The 15489-nt window shown below is 65.6% G+C and carries 16 protein-coding genes; 1 reads left to right on the forward strand and 15 read right to left on the reverse strand.

Annotation, left to right across the window (positions count from 1 at the left end; all coding sequences use genetic code 11):
- Positions 1 to 69: 69 nt before the first annotated feature.
- The 9 genes from LTH96_RS10245 to LTH96_RS10285 all read right to left on the reverse strand — a co-directional run bounded on the left by LTH96_RS10245 (position 70) and on the right by LTH96_RS10285 (position 7723).
- Positions 70 to 699, reverse strand: coding sequence for an A24 family peptidase (locus tag LTH96_RS10245; protein WP_241465639.1), 630 nt, complete (start codon positions 697 to 699; stop codon positions 70 to 72).
- A 14-nt stretch (positions 700 to 713) separates the two neighbouring features.
- Positions 714 to 1622 carry a type II secretion system F family protein gene (locus LTH96_RS10250; protein WP_241465640.1) on the reverse strand — a complete coding sequence of 303 codons (909 nt, stop codon included), beginning with the start codon at positions 1620 to 1622 and terminating at the stop codon, positions 714 to 716.
- Entirely contained in the window at positions 1619 to 2572 is a 954-nt protein-coding gene (locus tag LTH96_RS10255; protein ID WP_241465641.1) for a type II secretion system F family protein, read from the reverse strand. The genes LTH96_RS10250 and LTH96_RS10255 overlap by 4 nt, the downstream gene beginning before the upstream one ends.
- Complete coding sequence (locus tag LTH96_RS10260; protein ID WP_241465642.1) at positions 2569 to 4056, reverse strand: CpaF family protein; 1488 nt, start codon at positions 4054 to 4056, stop codon at positions 2569 to 2571. Before LTH96_RS10260 ends, LTH96_RS10255 begins: the two co-directional genes overlap by 4 nt.
- A complete protein-coding gene (locus LTH96_RS10265; RefSeq protein WP_241465643.1) occupies positions 4053 to 5240 on the reverse strand; it encodes an AAA family ATPase in 1188 nt (395 codons plus the stop codon). Before LTH96_RS10265 ends, LTH96_RS10260 begins: the two co-directional genes overlap by 4 nt.
- The gene (gene cpaB / locus LTH96_RS10270) at positions 5237 to 5953 is read right to left on the reverse strand and encodes a Flp pilus assembly protein CpaB (protein ID WP_241465644.1); all 717 of its coding nucleotides are present in this window, start codon (positions 5951 to 5953) and stop codon (positions 5237 to 5239) included. Before cpaB ends, LTH96_RS10265 begins: the two co-directional genes overlap by 4 nt.
- Positions 5954 to 5960: 7 nt before the next feature.
- Positions 5961 to 7004: a TadE/TadG family type IV pilus assembly protein gene (locus tag LTH96_RS10275; RefSeq protein ID WP_241465645.1), complete on the reverse strand. Its 1044-nt coding sequence runs from the start codon at positions 7002 to 7004 to the stop codon at positions 5961 to 5963.
- Positions 6992 to 7360, reverse strand: coding sequence for a TadE/TadG family type IV pilus assembly protein (locus LTH96_RS10280; protein ID WP_241465646.1), 369 nt, complete (start codon positions 7358 to 7360; stop codon positions 6992 to 6994). Before LTH96_RS10280 ends, LTH96_RS10275 begins: the two co-directional genes overlap by 13 nt.
- A 144-nt stretch (positions 7361 to 7504) precedes the next feature.
- Complete coding sequence (locus tag LTH96_RS10285) at positions 7505 to 7723, reverse strand: Flp family type IVb pilin (protein WP_241465647.1); 219 nt, start codon at positions 7721 to 7723, stop codon at positions 7505 to 7507.
- 326 nt (positions 7724 to 8049) lie between these two features.
- Between LTH96_RS10285 and LTH96_RS10290 the strand changes: the two genes are divergently transcribed.
- Entirely contained in the window at positions 8050 to 8691 is a 642-nt protein-coding gene (locus tag LTH96_RS10290) for a TetR/AcrR family transcriptional regulator (RefSeq protein ID WP_241465648.1), read from the forward strand.
- 179 nt (positions 8692 to 8870) lie between these two features.
- Here the strand turns inward: LTH96_RS10290 and LTH96_RS10295 are convergent, their stop codons facing one another.
- From LTH96_RS10295 to LTH96_RS10320, 6 genes are all read right to left on the reverse strand, one after another.
- Positions 8871 to 9404 (reverse strand): YceI family protein, encoded by a 534-nt coding sequence (locus LTH96_RS10295; protein WP_241465649.1) that lies wholly within the window; start codon positions 9402 to 9404, stop codon positions 8871 to 8873.
- 123 nt (positions 9405 to 9527) lie between these two features.
- Complete coding sequence (locus LTH96_RS10300) at positions 9528 to 10532, reverse strand: LacI family DNA-binding transcriptional regulator (RefSeq protein ID WP_241465650.1); 1005 nt, start codon at positions 10530 to 10532, stop codon at positions 9528 to 9530.
- A gap of 46 nt (positions 10533 to 10578) precedes the next feature.
- On the reverse strand, positions 10579 to 12024 hold the full coding sequence (locus LTH96_RS10305) for a GH1 family beta-glucosidase (RefSeq protein ID WP_241465651.1): 1446 nt from the start codon (positions 12022 to 12024) through the stop codon (positions 10579 to 10581).
- Positions 12021 to 12998, reverse strand: coding sequence for a carbohydrate ABC transporter permease (locus LTH96_RS10310; RefSeq protein WP_241465652.1), 978 nt, complete (start codon positions 12996 to 12998; stop codon positions 12021 to 12023). Before LTH96_RS10310 ends, LTH96_RS10305 begins: the two co-directional genes overlap by 4 nt.
- Entirely contained in the window at positions 12995 to 13999 is a 1005-nt protein-coding gene (locus tag LTH96_RS10315) for a carbohydrate ABC transporter permease (protein WP_241465653.1), read from the reverse strand. The genes LTH96_RS10310 and LTH96_RS10315 overlap by 4 nt, the downstream gene beginning before the upstream one ends.
- A 2-nt stretch (positions 14000 to 14001) precedes the next feature.
- A complete protein-coding gene (locus LTH96_RS10320; RefSeq protein ID WP_241465654.1) occupies positions 14002 to 15372 on the reverse strand; it encodes an ABC transporter substrate-binding protein in 1371 nt (456 codons plus the stop codon).
- Positions 15373 to 15489 lie beyond the last annotated feature (117 nt).

A 15489-nucleotide genomic window follows, 5' to 3' on the forward strand; every position in this document is an offset into this window, starting at 1 on the left:
GAAGACGCTGTCATCGGTGAAGAATTCTCGTTCGCCTGTGCCCTAAGAACGTTTCTCTGCCCGTTCGAGTTACGGCAGCAGCGCCACGGCACAGACTGCGCCGAGGGCCATCGACGGGCCGAAGGGAATCTGCGTGTCCCGGCCTCCATTCCGGCTGGCCAAAACCAGCAGCGCGATGACCCCATTGATCGTGAATCCCAGTACCGTGCCAGCCGCCACGTGGGACCACCCGAACCAGCCCAGGAATCCGCCGACCAGAAAAGCGAACTTCACGTCACCGAGACCCAGCCCGCTCGGCGCGATCAGCGCCAGCAGGAAGTACCCGGCGAGGAGAACGACGGCCGCCAGCAGACTCCGACCGAACGTGGACCATTCATCCGCGGTAGCTGCCGCCACCGCAAGTGGCACCAGCAGTGCCACAGCGGTACATGCCACCAAGACATCGGGCAGCCGACGCACCATCAGGTCGATCACCACCAGCAGCGCGCAACCGACTCCGACCGCCGCGAAGGCCACCAGCTCCGCGGCACTGTCCGCGACGCTCGCGGCACCGAATCCGGCCAGCGCGGCAAGCACCGCAACAGGCACACGCAGGAGGCTCCCCACCCGCTCGGAATCGTCCTGGAGGAACGGACGCAGGGCCGGGCTGAGCAGGCCGCCCAGCACTGCGGCCAGCAACGCGGTCAGAAGAGGGATCATGACGGGTTCACTCATCACATCCCGCTGAAGGAGTCGACGATGTTGATCGCGGCCGGGCCCATCACCACGATGAAGATGACAGGGAGGATGAAGAGCATCAACGGCATGAGTACCTTGACTGGGATCTTCTGGGCCTTCTCCTCAGCGCGCTGGCGTCGCTTCAGCCGCATCTCATCCGCCTGGGTCCGCAGGACGCTCGCGATGGAGACCCCGTAGGCATCCGCCTGGATCACAGCGCGGACAAAACGGCGCAGGTCCACGACAGTGGTGCGCACCGTGAGCGCCTCGAACGCCTGCCTGCGCGAGTTTCCCATCTGGATGTCCTGGAGGGTGCGGACCAGCTCATTCGCCAGCGGTCCTTTGCCGTTCTGCGCGGCGCGCGCCATGGCGGAGTCGAATCCCAGACCTGCCTCGACCGCGATGGTCATCTGGTCCAGGGTGTCGGCGAGCTCCAACTCGATCTGCTGGTTGCGTTTGGTCCCTTCGCTGTTGAGCAGCAGCTCCGGCACGAAATAGCCGACCACCGAGACGCCGAGAGTCATCAGCACCATGAGGGGCGGGGGCCCGGACAGCAGGATGAGTGCGCTGACCACTCCGGCGGCCAGGAGCCAGAGGAGCTTGAGCGTGAGCAGCTTCTCCACCGTCCAAGCGGCGGGACGGCCGGCGAGGGTGTGCTGCCGGTCCAGGGTCTTCACGATGACCTCGGGCGTCACCCTCCTGGCTAATGAGGACAGTGAGAAGCTGCTTTCGTTCGGGCCCGGGCCGTTTGGGGCCACCACCAGGGTGACTCCGGCGCGCCGCAGGTTCTCGCGGACCTGGCGTCGCGTCGGATCCACCGCCGTCCAGATCAGCCAGACCGCCATCCCCACGGCGAGCGCGGCACACGCGGTGGCCAGCGCGACGGGCGTGGTCAGGGAGATCAAAACTTGATCTCCACGACTTTGCGCAGCCAGAGTCCACCGATGGTGAGCATGACCACGCCAAGAATCATCAGGCCATAACCGAGCGCGGTCTCGGTGAAGGGGGCGAGATACCCGGGATTGCTCATCAGCAGGAAACCCGCGAGACCGAACGGGAGTACCATCAGGATCAGCGCTGAGAGCCGGCCCTCGGCGCTGAGGGTGGCGACCTGGCGACGGATCTCGTTGCGCTGCCGGATGGTGTTGGCCACGCCGTCGAGCACCTCGGCGAGGTTTCCGCCGACCTCGCGGTTGATGGCGATCGCCTGGGTGATCCAGGAGAAGTCCTCGCTGGCCATGCGGGCGGCTGTCATGTCCAGGGCGACGCCGAGGTCTCGTCCCACCCGGGTCTCGTTGACGATGCGCACGAACTCATCGGAGGTGGGACTCTCGGCCTCTTTGGCGACCGAGGACAGCGCCTGCGGAAGACTGTGCCCTGCGCGCAGATTCGAGGCCATTAGCTGCAGCGAGTCATCGAGCTGATCAGCAAACTGCTTCTGCCTTTTGGAGATCTTCAACCCGAGCAGTATCCGGGCTCCCAGCGGGACAACACCGGCGAGCATGATCGCCAGCAGCACACCGCTGAGCACCAGGCCCAGGGCGAAGCCCACGACTGAGCCCACCATGACCAGGAAGACGAAGTCCTGGGGGCGCAGCTTCACCGCTGCGAGCTCCAACGTCGAGGCGCCCACTGGCGTTCCCCGGCGGTGGATCAGCCGCTCCACAAACGCCGTCGCGGTCCCCGCGCCGCGCTCCAGGGCGCTGGGCGTAGGAAGGTGGCCGGGCTGTCGGCGCTCCACCGGCACGCGCACCGGGCCCGGGGACACCACCAGGTAGCTGATGATGCCCACTGCGATCGCGCCAGCGAGCGCGCCGATGGTAGGCCCAAGGTTCTCGAGAATGATCTCGATCATTGTCCAGGCCTGGCCTCTGGCCGGGAGAAGACGCCCGGGGAGACGGTGATGCCGAGGTCCGCGAAGCGTTCGGTGAATCGCGGCCGGATGCCGGTGGAGATGGGTTTGCCGAGGAACTTCCCGGCGTCGTCGACTCCGGCCGAGTAGTCGAAGAGGAAGACGTCCTGGAGCGTGACGGTCTGGCCCTCCATGCCGTGGACCTCGGTGACCGCGGTGACCCGTCGGGTGCCGTCGCGCAGCCGCGTGAGCTGCACGATCAGGTCCACCGCTGACGCGATCTGTTCCCTGATGGCGCGCAGCGGAAGGTCCATGCCGGCCATCAGGACCAGGGTCTCCAGCCGGGCGATCGCATCGCGGGGTGAGTTGGCGTGGACGGTGGACAGGGAGCCGTCGTGGCCGGTGTTCATCGCCTGGAGCATGTCGAGGCTCTCTCCACCGCGGACCTCGCCGACCACGATCCGGTCCGGTCGCATGCGCAGCGAGTTGCGCACCAGATCCCGGATGCTGACCTCGCCCTTGCCCTCCACATTGGGCGGCCGAGATTCCAACCGGACCACGTGGTCCTGCTGGAGCTGGAGCTCGACCGCATCTTCGATGGTGACGATCCGCTCGCCGTCGGGGATGAAGGAGGAGAGCACGTTGAGCAGGGTGGTCTTGCCGGAGCCGGTGCCGCCCGAGACGATGATGTTGAGCTTGGCCGCGACACAGGCGTCCAGGAGTTCTGCCATCTCCGGGCTGAGTGTGCCGAAGCGGACCAGATCATGGACCTTGAAGGGGTCCTTGCTGAACTTTCTGATGGTCAGCGAGGACCCGTTGAAGGCCAGCGGCGGGATCACGGCATTGACGCGGGATCCGTCCAGAAGACGGGCGTCAACCATCGGGGCGGACTCATCGATCCGGCGTCCGATGCGGGAGACGATGCGTTCGATGACCAGGCGCAGATGTTCCTCGGAGGCGAACCGGCTGGCCGCGCGCTGGAGCTGGCCCGACTTCTCGATGTAGATCATGTCCGGCCCGTTGACCATCACCTCGGTGACGGTCTCATCGTCGAGCAGCCGCTGCAGCGGGCCATAGCCGAGCACGTCGTCCTGGACCTCGGCGGTGAGCCGTTTGCGCTCCTCGGTGCTGAGCGGGATGGCGGACTTCTCGATGACGGCGTTCAACTCGGCCCGGACCAGGGCATGGAGCTGACGCTCATCCAGGGAGGGGTCGTTGAGCCGGGCTCCGATGCGTTGGAACAACGTCGCGGCGGCGCTGTCTTTGAGGCGACGCAGTGCGTCGTCAGGCTCATCCGACCGCGCTGGCGCCGGTGGTCGCTCTCGGGCACTGGCAGCGGTCCGGCGCGTGATGGGCTGCGGGGAAGCTTCTGTTGAGTTGTCGTGGGTCAGAGTGAGCTCAACGGCGTCCACCGCAGCCGGTGTTGCCTCGGCGTGCGGCGGCGGAGACCCTGCCTGTGCGGCCTTCAGCCGTTCGGAGAGGCTCATGACTTCTTCCCCTTCGTGCGCAGCCGTCCGCGTCGGTCGAGCCTCACGCCTTCGGGGAGCAGCCTGTTCGCCAAGGACGCCAGTGCTCGGACCAGCGGATCGCGCGTCTGGGACTGCATCAGCGGCACGCCTACGTTGATCGAAGCAGGGGCACCTTTGGCCCTGGGGATCGCGGTGCCCACCGGAACCCCGAGGGTCTGTTCCACATCGCTCAGCGCGACGCCGTCGGCGGCGTCGGCGTGGTTGACCACCACGTGATATCGCTCGGTGAACATCTGGAGCACCGAGAGGGTGTCGACGATCTTGCGCAGTCCGCTGAGCGCGGGAACGCTCAGCGTGGTGAGCAGCAGCGGATCGGTGGTGTGATCCAGCGCTCCCAGCGTGTGATCGGCCAGACCTGGGGAGGTGTCCACCACCACGTACGGGAACTCCTGGGTGAGCACCTGCAGCAGCTGACTGATCTGCGCGCTGGTGATCCCATCGGCGGCGGCCGGGTCTGCCGGGGCCGGCACCACGTAGAGCCCGGTCTCGTGCAGCGTCAGCCGGGTCTTCAGCGCGATGGTGTCTCCGCTGGCCACGCTCTGCAGCGCGTCGGGCAGGAAATGCTCTGGGGAGAGGTTCAGCGCCGTGGCCACATCGCCGAACTGCAGATCCAGGTCCACGATCACTGTCGAGTTCGGCACCGCCTGAGCCAGCGCGACCGCGAGGTTGGTCATCACCGTCGTCTTGCCCACGCCTCCCTTGGAAGCGACGACGGTGATAACCCGGCCGGTGGGGCCCTGAGTATCGGTGATGGCGTGCCGGGCGGCGAGAGCCTCGGCCTGTTCTTTGGCAACAGTGAGGGCCCGAGTCACCTGTTCCAGGTCGACACCGGGGGCGAGAAGGTCAGTGACTCCGGCACGCATGGCGCGCAGGCCGAGGGCATCGGGCTGATCCGTGATCAGCAGCACCACGGTGTCAGGATGTTCGGTGTGGAAGCGCGCGGACAGAGCGAGACAGAGATCAGGGTCGCGCCGGGAGTCCATCACGAGCACACCGGGAACGGAACCCGCCTTGAGTCTTCCCAGCAGATCTGCCGGGTTCTCCGAATAGGGCACGGGCAGCGAGAGGTACCCGGCCCCTGCGGCCTGGGCGTAGGCGGGCTCGAGATCGGCGTCAGCGACGGCCACAGCGATGCGGATCATCGCAGCATGTCCTGAACCTCGACAGGATCGGTGTCATCCTCGGGACCGTCCTCGGGCTCCAGCGAGAGCCAGATCCCATGGAACTCCGCAGCGTGAGCAACAATCTTGGCATCGGTCGCCTCGACCGCAAGAGTCACCATGAGCGTGTCTGCGGCGGGAGTGGTGGTCTCCGTGCCATCCTCCTCGACGGTTTCGGTGACTCCGCCCTGCACCCGCGTGACGAGGACTTTCTGCAGAGTCAGCTGCGTCTCTTGGGGCTCAGTAAGACTGACGAAGAAGCCGACCGTATCCCCGGGATTCAGGTGGCCGCCGACGACCCTCGTCGTGGGCAGCTGGACGGTGATCTCATGGAATCCCTGAGGGATCTCCACCTCCCCGGCGCCTTCCAGGTCTTCTGGGGAGGCGAAGCGTTCTGCCACGAGCTGCTCCCCGGGGTAAAGCGGCGCGATCGTGACCTGCCCTGCCACCTCTTCCAAGGAGCCGATCCCAGCCGGGACGACGGCGGCGGAAGGCACCTCATCGGTACCGACGAACTCCCCCATCTCTTCAACGGGAGTCCCCTCCGGAACAGCTTCGGTCACCACCATGACGGTCTCGGGGGACATGTCCGCCATGGCGCGATCGTCGGCCTGGTTGACGTAGCTGATCACCAGCACGGCTGCCAGGGCAGCGAGGACGACGGCGGCAAGTGCGGCAATCAGGCGACGGGACATTTAGGCCTTACTCGGTCAGGGCGACGACGGCGGCGCCGAGGCGCGGACCGCTGGGGCTGTAGTCGAAATCTTCGGTCAGGTCGACGAATCGATCGAAGCTTCCCTTGATGCAGCGGTCTGGACTTCGGCAAGGTGCCGGCGAAGGATGCTGGACCGATTGTCCGAAATAGAAGCCAGACAGCGTGAATGCCGCGTACCCAAAGACCTGGTACTGGGCGTTGTTACCCGTCTCCTCGTTTGTCCTGTCGAAGATCGGTAGCAGGACGGTCTTCCCGACCCACTTCTCAAAGTGTTCCTTGGTGCAACCCGAGGGGACGTTGTTACCTGTGTCAGACCTGACCCAGCCGCCGATGACTGATTCCGTCTTCCCGCATCCACCCGGGCCCGGTACGACCCATCTGAATCCACCGGGGACTACATTCCCCGAGGACCCACCCGACTGACTGCCGGAGGTTCCGTGGCAGTTGTGGTCCTGCTCGCCACCCTTATTGAAGAGAGTGACCTCCGGGGTCTCATCTGGGATGTCTACACCGGTGACGTTGTTCTCCGCGTCTCGCAATACGGTGATCCCGATCTGATCCTCGAGTTCACACCAGGAGAATGTCAGTGGCATGACGGCAGTTCCGCCGGTGGGGTATCCCCAGCGCGCGCTTGACTGGGCCTGAACCGGGGATGAGTTGATGCCGATGATTGGGGCAAACCAGTGGTCCTGCACACTACTGGTCTGCACAACCACGTCGCCGGATGTCTCATCAACCTCGGTACTTATCTGATCGATGCTGTTGGGGCCGTTCAGGTTGGCTTCCGCCATGGTCTCGGCTGTGTCATCCGTTGTGCTGCAATCTCCGCGCGCGCAATCTTGGGCGATGGCGAGGGCACCCGCGTCGGCGCCGGTCTGCAGCTGCTGCTTGTTGGCGTGCATGGCTGCAATATCGATGGCAAGCGCGGCCAGGATCATGATCGGCACCATCATCAGCGCCACGATGACGGCGGACGCGCCACGGTCACTGTGGTTGAACCGTCGCCTGGCTAGGGTTCTCAGCCATTGCATCGCATGGTCCCCTTGCCGGTAAGCGTGACGGACCCTACGCCGCCCAGTAATTGCATGGGATATCGAATAATCATCGTCGCCGTCCCGGGGCCGGAGGTTCCGGATCCCGCACATGTTGACGGGGTAATGCTGATCTGCCCGGCGGAGACATTCGCCGCTGGTGCCGCCGAATCGATGGCCGTGTTCTTCGCTGCGACCTGCGGGTCCGTGACGCCCGAAGCGTCCTGCAGCGCCATGACACGGACCCCGTCACGCGCAGCGTTCGAGAGCACTGACTGCACGTGGAAGGCGTGGCCGAACGCGATGATGCCGAGCAGCATGAGCACTAGGACCGGGGCGACGAGGGCAAACTCCACCGCAGAAGCACCGCGGTCACACGCACGTTTTCTCACGCCTGAACCCTTCTGAGGAGACTTCTGCTTGGTGGAGATACCTGATAGGGGGCTGTCGATTGAAACCAACGGTTCAATCGACAGCCCCCTATTTACGGCCTAACCTACTCACTCGCCAACAGGGGCGTCAGTGACAGCATTGTTCACACCGTTGAACAGGTTCGTCAGGGTGTCTCCGAAAGCCATGACCGCAGCGATAATGACGACAGCGAGCAGCCCAACCAGCAGGCCGTACTCCACGGCGGTGGCGCCGCGGTCTTTGCGGCCTTCGAAGCGGTCAGTCATGAAGGACTGGAGGGTGGCGACGAGCGCGTATGCACGATTCATGGCGGATTCCTTCTCATCAAAATGGAAGCCCAGGAGAGGCCCTGTGGACTTTGGCCCCGCCCCCGTTCAGGAATCAGGTGCCGCCTTGATCATTACAGCGTTTTGCGGTTTGCGCAAGTTTCTTTTTGAATGAAATTGCGTTTCATGCATGCTTGCCCTGACAGCATTCAGGCCAGCGCGAATGCGGTGTGCGGGCAGCTAAAGAAAATGACCGGACATCGGGGACAACCGACATGAGCACGATGCAGCGTCTCTGCCGAGATTCCAAAGAATTTTGCAGGTTAGGCAAAGAGTCTCAATCAGCAGGCCTGCGGTAATCTTGAACAATGGATGAAGAGCAGGTGGGCCTACGCGAGCTCAAGAAGCAGATAACCAGAGAAGCGATCGCTGGGGCCGCATTGAAGCTGACCTTGGCCAAAGGACTCAGTGATGTCACCATCGATGAGATCGCGCGCGAAGCCTTCGTCTCCCCGCGCACGGTCTCGAACTACTTCCCCTCCAAAGAAGAAGCCGTGCTCGCGGCCGGCAGCATCGGCGCGGAGCAGGTCCTGGATGAATGCGGAGGCGAGCAGTCTGACGAGCCACCATTGAAGGTGCTCTGCGAGCAGCTCAGCGAGTATGCGCGCGAGCATCCCGAGCAGCTGCGGAGGGCCTCTCAGCTCGCACAGCTGGAGGAGAAGAATCCCTCACTGCGCCCCTTCCGCGTCACCCAGCAGGTGGAGCTGGTGGAACTTCTGAGCGCGCGCATCGCCGTGCACTCCGGCACCAATGTCAGCACGGACCTCTATCCCTCGCTCGCCGCCTCAGGTGCGGTCTCGGCGATGGTCACCTCGCTGGCCCTCTGGTCGCAGAATAACCTGCCGGATGAGAAGCTCCCGGCGCTCATCCAGGATGCCTTCAACATCCTCACCGCCGGCTATCCACACCCGCCCGCTGAGGCCAGGAAGGTTCAGATCGCGGACGCCTGAACACCACCAGGTCGGCACGCGCCCTGCGAGCATGAAGCGCCCGAACGGATGACACCGAACAAGGAGAGGCCCGGCCCCGCCCCGATGGAGATCAACTCCACCGGCACGGAACCGGGCCTCTCTCAGCAGAGGGCCTGAGCCCTCATCGCCAGTGCGCTGAGCACCGCCTCAGAATCGAATCACTGAGCCAGGACGAAGGCTGCCTCGAGGTCGATCGAGACCTTGTCGCCGACCAGCACGCCGCCGGCTTCCAGGGCTGCGTTCCAGGTCAGGCCGAACTCCTTGCGGGAGATCACGGTGTTGGCCGAGAAGCCCGCACGTGTCATGCCGAAGGGGTCCACCGCCTGACCGCCGAACTCGACCTCGAAGGTCACCGGCTTGGTGACGCCGCGGATGGTCAGGTCGCCGGAGATCTCGAACTCTTCACCGCTTGCGGCGATGTTGTTCGCCACGAAGGTCAGCTCGGGGTGGGCCTCGGAGTTCAGGAAGTCCTCGCCGCGGACGTGGGCGTCGCGGTCGGGGCTCTTGGAATTGAAGGACACGGCCTTGACGTGCGCGTCAACAGTCGCCTCATCACCCTCGGAGACGACGAGGGTGGCCTCGGCCTCTTCGAAGATGGCCCTCACCTTGGAGATGCCGGCGTGGCGCACGGTCATGCCGATCTCGGAGTGCGAAGAATCAAGGTTCCAGGTGCCGGGGGTCAGATGTGCCATGAATGGGACTCCTCTTAGGGTCGCGGCCCCGCGCCGAACGCGCAGAACCACCGTGGTTGGTCAATGGGGACAACAGCAGTCTGCCTCATTTTATTTCAAAACTGAAGCAAGTTCACCTGAATGTCATCCCGATGTCCGTTTGACCATGGCGGTCTGCAGCACCACAGGGTCCACGTTCTCCCCCTGCATCAGCTGCAGCAGCAGGTCCACTGCACGCCCGGCGAGCTCCCCCACCGGGTTGATCACGGTGGTCAGCGGCGGGCGGGTCAGCTGTGCGGCGTGGGTGTCATCGAATCCCACCACTGCGATCTGCTCCGGCACGGCGATCCCTCGAGACTGGACCTCATGCATGGCGGCCACCGCCATCAGATCCGAGGCCACGAAGACGGCGTCGAGGTCCGGAGCGCGCTCGAGCAGCCGCTCCATCGCCACCGCACCCGAGGCGGAGGTGAAGTCGCCGAACTCGACCAGGCCGGAGTCCAGGCCCGCGCGCTGCAGCGCCTCGGTCCACCCAGTCAATCGATCCGACCCGGCTGCCATGTCCTGCGGACCGGCGATGGTGGCCAGCCGACGTCGTCCCTGACTGATCAGGTGGTCTGCCGCGAGCGCCGCACCCGAGCGGTTGTCCACATCCACCCAGGGAATGCCGACATCTCCGGCGTAGGGCCGGCCGACGTAGACCGCGGGCAGCTTCGTCTCGTGGAGCACGTCGGAGAGGTCATCGTCGCGGTGGTGCGAGACGATGATCGCGCCGTCGGTGTAGCCGCCGCGCAGATACCGCTCGATCTTCTGCCGTCCCCCGGGCTGACCCATGGCCAGCAGCACCTGCACCGGGGAATCCGCCAGCCGCTGGGTGATCGAGGCGAGCATCGAGGCGAAGAACGGATCCGCGAAGACCCGGTCCTCGGCCTCAGGCACGACGACGGCGATCGAGTCGACCTCCTGGTTCACCAGCGAGCGCGCGGCCCGGTTCGGGCGGTAGCCGAGCTCGGTCACCGCCGCCTCCACTGCGATCCGGGACTGCGCGCGGACCCGTGGATCCAGGTTCACCGCCCGGGAGGCGGTGGCGCGGGAAACACCTGCCCTGGCTGCCACATCCTCCAGGGTCGGCAGTCGCCGAGCAGGCATCGGTCCCCCTTCGTCGGATGTGGTCACCACGGCGTCGTTGCTTCTCTCAGTCCACCACACCTGTTGCCGCGACCTGTGCGTACCAGTTCGCGGAGGCCTTCGGAGTGCGCGTGAGCGTATCGTAATCCACCCGTACGATCCCGAAGCGCCGGTCATAGCCGAAGGCCCATTCGAAGTTGTCCAACAGCGACCATACGAAGTATCCCCGCACATCCGCACCGGCCTCCCTAGCCTGATGCACGGCATGGAGGTGTTCTCGGATATAGCTGAGCCGCTGATCGTCCTGGACGAAGCCCGCGGCGTCGGGCGCATCCGGGTAGGCCGCGCCGTTCTCGGTGACATAGAGCGCCACTCCGGCGGGACCGGTGTATTCGCGGTGCAGCCGAAGCAGCAGATCATGCAGTCCCTGAGGGAAGACCTCCCATCCCATCGCGGTGGCCGGCAGTCCCCTCGGCACCGCCGAGACGTGTTCGGAACCCACGTTCGGGTTCGGCTCCCCCGTCGCCCGCGCCGTGGCCGCCGCCTGCGCGGCGCGTTCGGGCTCTACACCGGTGAGCAGCTCCCCGGTGTAGAAGTTGACCCCCAGCACGTCGATGGGCGTCGAGATGATCTCCAAGTCTCCCGGCTGGACCAGCCCCTCGCGCCAGAGCCCTGCCTGGTCGGCAAGCACATCCTCCGGGTAGGCCCCGTCGAAGATCGCCCCAGCGAAGAAGCGGTTGAAGCTGCCATCGAGCCGGCGTGCGGCATCCACATCTCCCGGTGACTCTGGATCCGCCGGCCGGTAGTCGGTGAAGTTTAGCGTCAGCCCCAGCTCCAGCTGCGGATCACGACGACGCAGCCGCCTCACCGCGAGCCCGTGTCCGAGCAGCAGGTGATGCGCCGCGGCCAGAGCGTCCTCCGGGGAGGTCCGCCCCGGCGCGTGGTGCCCGTTGGCGTAGCCCAGGAAGGCCGAACACCACGGCTCGTTCAGGGTGGTCCAGTGTCGGACCCGATCGCCCAGCGCCTCGTGCAGCACCACCGCGTAGTCAGCAAAGAGCTCAGCGGTCCGGCGGTTGGTCCACCCGCCCTGATCCTCCAGTGCCTGGGGCAGATCCCAGTGGTACTGCGTGAGCCAGGGCAGGATCCCGGCGGCGAGCAGCTCATCGACGAGATCCGAGTAGAACCTGAGTCCCTCCGGGTTGACGGTCACCCCGTCAGGCATCACCCGGGACCAGCTGACCGAGAACCGGTAGACCTTGAGGTTCAGCCGCTTCATCAGCGCCACGTCGTCACGGAAGCGGTGGAAGTGGTCGCAGGCGACGTCCCCGGTGTCCCCGGCGTGGACCTTCCCCGGGGTGTGGGCGAAGGTGTCCCACACCGAGGGGGCGCGGCCGCCTTCTGCGGCAGCACCTTCGACCTGGTAGGCCGCGGTGGCGGAGCCGAAGAGGAAGTCGGCGGGGAAGGCCACGGTGCGCGGTGCGCTGGTTGCCTGGGTGGTGAGGGAAGAACTCATTGCTTGACGGCTCCTTGCATGATTCCGGATACGAGCTGACGGCCCGTGAAGATGAACAGGATGAGCAGCGGGATGGTGGCCATGGTGGCCCCGGCCAGCACCAGCGAGTAGTCCACGAAGTGCGCCGCCTGCAGCTGCTGCAGCGCCACGGGCAGGGTGGGATTCTGCGGGCCCAGCACGATGAACGGCCAGAAGAAGTTCGTCCAGTTCAGGACGAAGGTGAAGAGGAACAGCATCGCCGCCGCCGGCTTCGCGGCCGGCAGGGCCACGTGCCAGAAGGTGCGGATCATGGAACACCCGTCCACGGTGGCGGCCTCGATGAGCTCATCGGGGATCGCCTGCCGCAGGTACTGGGTCATCCAGAACACTCCGAAGGCGGTCACCAGGCCCGGCACGATGACGGCCTGCAGCTCCCCGATCCAGCCCAGCCGCGCCATCACCTGGTAGAGCGGAACGACGCCGAGCTGGGTGGGGATCGCCATGGTGGCGATCACGAAGACCAGCAGCGGCGCGGCACCCCTGAAGCGCAGCTTCGCGAAGGCGTAGCCGGCCAGGGTGGAGAAGAACACCACCGAGACCGCAGTGACGGTGGAGACGATGATCGAGTTCATCGTCGCCCGCCAGAAGGGCACGGTGTTGATCACCGAGGCGGCGTTGTCCAGGAAGTTCCCGCCCGGGAGCAGCGGGAAGGAGTCCCGGGAGAGGATCGTCGAGTCGTGGCTGCCGATCAGGTAGGACCACCACAGCGGGAACATGCTGCCCAGGATCACCGCCGCCAGGCACCCGTAGACGATCCAGCCCGGTCCGCGGCCCGGCCCTCCGGAGCCTCCGCGTCGGCGGCGGTGTCCCTCAGGTCGGGATCCTGCCCCGGATCCGGACCCGCGGCGGCCGAAGGGGTCTTCGTCGTTCTTGGGCGCTGTCGCGGGTCCCGTGCGCGGGATGATCGGCAGCGGCCTCTCTTCGAGCGCGCTCATCGCTTGACCTCCGAGCTTGAGATGCGGCGGGTGATGACGAAGTTGACCAGTCCGATGGCCACGATCAGCAGGAACAGCAGCACCGCCACCGCGGAGGCGAGCCCGAAGTCGGACCGGGTCCAGCCCAGTTCGTAGAGGTACAAAGTCATGGTCTGCCACTGGCCGTCGGCGCCGCCGCGGCCGTACTGGTCGAACATCCGCGGCTCGTCGAAGATCTGGAGCCCGCCGATGGTCGAGGTGATGATCACGAAGATGATGGTCGGGCGCAGGTTCGGGATGGTCACCGAGATGAACTGACGGACCTTCCCCGCGCCGTCGATCGCGGCCGCCTCATAGAGGTCTCGCGGGACAGCCTGCATGGCGGCCAGGAAGATCAGTGCGTTGTACCCGGTCCAGCGGAAGTTCACCATGGTGGCGATGGCCAGGTGGCTGGGCAGCACGCCCGAATGCCAGCCGACGGCGTCGATGCCCACGGTCTCGAGCATCGAGTTCACCAGCCCGAACCGGTCACCGAAGAGGTTGGAGAAGATCAGCGCCACGGCCACCGGAGTGACCACATAGGGCACCAGCACGCCCATCCGCCAGAAGGTTCTGGCGCGCAGGTTGTAGTCGAGCAGGTAGGCGATCAGGATTGCCGCCACCACCTGCGGGGCCGAGGAGAGGATGAAGATCGAGAGCGTGTTGCGCAGCGAGATCCAGAAGGCCCGCTGACCCAGCACGTGCGCGAAGTTGTCCGTGCCGACGAATTCGCCCTGGCCCATGATCAGGTCCCAGTCGTGGGCGGCGACCCAGATGGTGTAGATCAGCGGGAACAGCCCGACCACGGCGAAGAGCAGGAAGAAGGGACTGATGTAGAGGTAGGGCGAATACCGGCGGTCCCAGGCCGAGGCCCGGTGCCGGAAGCTGATGCGCGGCTTCCGGCGACCGGTCCCGGTCCGGCCCGCCGGACCGCCGCTACGGGATCCCGTGGCGGCGGCCTCGGCCCTTGAAGGTGCGGTCATGATCAGCGCAGGGCTTCCATGTCGTTGACGAACTTCTGCCAGGAGGACTCCGGATCGTCGGAGCCGTCGACGTCGACCCGGTTGATCGCGTCCTGGATCGCCACATTGATGGTCAGGTACTCGGTGCCCTTCAGCGGCTGGGTCTCCACAGCCTCGGCGCGTTCGGCCAGGATCTCGCCGGTGGGAGCGTCGTTGAAGAACTCATTGGTGGCTGAGAGCAGCTCCTCGGACTCCAGCGCCTCCGCCGTGGATGGGAACGCGTTGACAACCTCGAAGGCCTTCAGCTGCTGCTCCGGAGCGGTGAGCCAGGCTGCCAGCTCCTTGGCCGCCTCGACGTTGTCTCCCTGCGACGGCACGGTCAGATATGAGCCGCCCCAGTTGGCGCCGCCGCCCGGGAAGGTGTTGGCGATGTCCCAGCCCTCGACCTCCGCGGCGTTGCCCTCGATGATGCCCAGCATCCAGCCCGGGCACATCATGGTGGCGAAGGTCTCCTCGCGCTGGAAGGCGTCAGACCAGTCGCCGCTCCACTGGGTCAGACCCGCCGAGAGCTCGTCCTGAACCGAGGCCTCGAGCAGCTGGTCGTAGAGGTCCTTCACCTCGGGATTCGTATCGGCGATGACCTCGCCCTCCGCATCCTGGAAGGGCACCTCGACCTGGTTGATCATGCCCTGCCAGACGTTGTCGGAACCGGAGTACCAGGCGGAGTCGGACTCAGCCACGAACTCCCGGCCGGCCGCGAAGTAGTCCTCCCAGGTGTCTCCGAGGAAGTCGGCCACCTCGTCACGGTCGGTGGGCAGCCCGGCCTCCTCGAACAGGTCCGCCCGGTAACAGACGGCCTGCGGACCGCTGTCGGTGCCGTAGCCGATGAGGCTGCCGTCCTCGAGCAGAGCATCCTCGTACTTCCAATCGAGCCACCGGCCCTCGACCTCGGGATCCGAGAGGTCCTCGAAGCGGTCCGGGTACTGCTTGAACTCGGCGAGCCAGTCCACCTCCAGGGGCTCGATGTCCGAGGCGCCCTGCCCGGCGCCGAGGCTGTTGCGCAGCGAATCACGGGCGTTCTCTGCGGTGTCGATCTTGTTGTGCTCGATGGTGACGTTCTCGTTGAGCTCCTCGTACTCGGTGAAGAGCTCCTCATAGCCGAACTCGTTGAAGGTGGTCACGCTCAAGCTGACGTCCTCCCCCTCGGCCACGCCGCCGTCGTCGTCCCCGCCGGCGGCACCTCCGCAGGCGGTCAGGGCGAGCGCCAGGCCGGAGGTGAGCGCGATGCCCCGCAGCACATGGGCGCGGCGATGCGCGCCTCGGGCCGAGCCTGGCCGACGCCCCGGGTGGGCGGCTGCGGAGGTGTTCTCCTCCGCGTGATCAGTAGTCCTCATCACAGAAATCTCCTTCGATATGAGGTGCGAGCGAGTCCCCAAGCCGTCTTGTGAGAGCGCTCTCACGGTGAGAAGAAAGTAGCACCCCTGGTAAGACTGTGGCAAGGGTCACAGCCC

This window comes from Nesterenkonia sp. LB17 (genome assembly GCF_022565915.1).
Taxonomy (GTDB): domain Bacteria; phylum Actinomycetota; class Actinomycetes; order Actinomycetales; family Micrococcaceae; genus Nesterenkonia.

What these genes read in the sequence shown, in the direction of transcription:
- LTH96_RS10260 (WP_241465642.1), bottom strand. Translation starts at nt 4,056, where the DNA reads ATGAGCCTCTCCGAACGGCTGAAGGCCGCACAGGCAGGGTCTCCGCCG.
- LTH96_RS10310 (WP_241465652.1), bottom strand. Translation starts at nt 12,998, where the DNA reads ATGAGCGCGCTCGAAGAGAGGCCGCTGCCGATCATCCCGCGCACGGGA.
- LTH96_RS10265 (WP_241465643.1), bottom strand. Translation starts at nt 5,240, where the DNA reads ATGATCCGCATCGCTGTGGCCGTCGCTGACGCCGATCTCGAGCCCGCC.
- LTH96_RS10275 (WP_241465645.1), bottom strand. Translation starts at nt 7,004, where the DNA reads ATGCAATGGCTGAGAACCCTAGCCAGGCGACGGTTCAACCACAGTGAC.
- LTH96_RS10320 (WP_241465654.1), bottom strand. Translation starts at nt 15,372, where the DNA reads ATGAGGACTACTGATCACGCGGAGGAGAACACCTCCGCAGCCGCCCAC.
- LTH96_RS10305 (WP_241465651.1), bottom strand. Translation starts at nt 12,024, where the DNA reads ATGAGTTCTTCCCTCACCACCCAGGCAACCAGCGCACCGCGCACCGTG.
- LTH96_RS10290 (WP_241465648.1), top strand. Translation starts at nt 8,050, where the DNA reads ATGGATGAAGAGCAGGTGGGCCTACGCGAGCTCAAGAAGCAGATAACC.
- LTH96_RS10255 (WP_241465641.1), bottom strand. Translation starts at nt 2,572, where the DNA reads ATGATCGAGATCATTCTCGAGAACCTTGGGCCTACCATCGGCGCGCTC.
- LTH96_RS10300 (WP_241465650.1), bottom strand. Translation starts at nt 10,532, where the DNA reads ATGCCTGCTCGGCGACTGCCGACCCTGGAGGATGTGGCAGCCAGGGCA.
- LTH96_RS10245 (WP_241465639.1), bottom strand. Translation starts at nt 699, where the DNA reads ATGATCCCTCTTCTGACCGCGTTGCTGGCCGCAGTGCTGGGCGGCCTG.
- cpaB (WP_241465644.1), bottom strand. Translation starts at nt 5,953, where the DNA reads ATGTCCCGTCGCCTGATTGCCGCACTTGCCGCCGTCGTCCTCGCTGCC.
- LTH96_RS10285 (WP_241465647.1), bottom strand. Translation starts at nt 7,723, where the DNA reads ATGAATCGTGCATACGCGCTCGTCGCCACCCTCCAGTCCTTCATGACT.
- LTH96_RS10315 (WP_241465653.1), bottom strand. Translation starts at nt 13,999, where the DNA reads ATGACCGCACCTTCAAGGGCCGAGGCCGCCGCCACGGGATCCCGTAGC.
- LTH96_RS10295 (WP_241465649.1), bottom strand. Translation starts at nt 9,404, where the DNA reads ATGGCACATCTGACCCCCGGCACCTGGAACCTTGATTCTTCGCACTCC.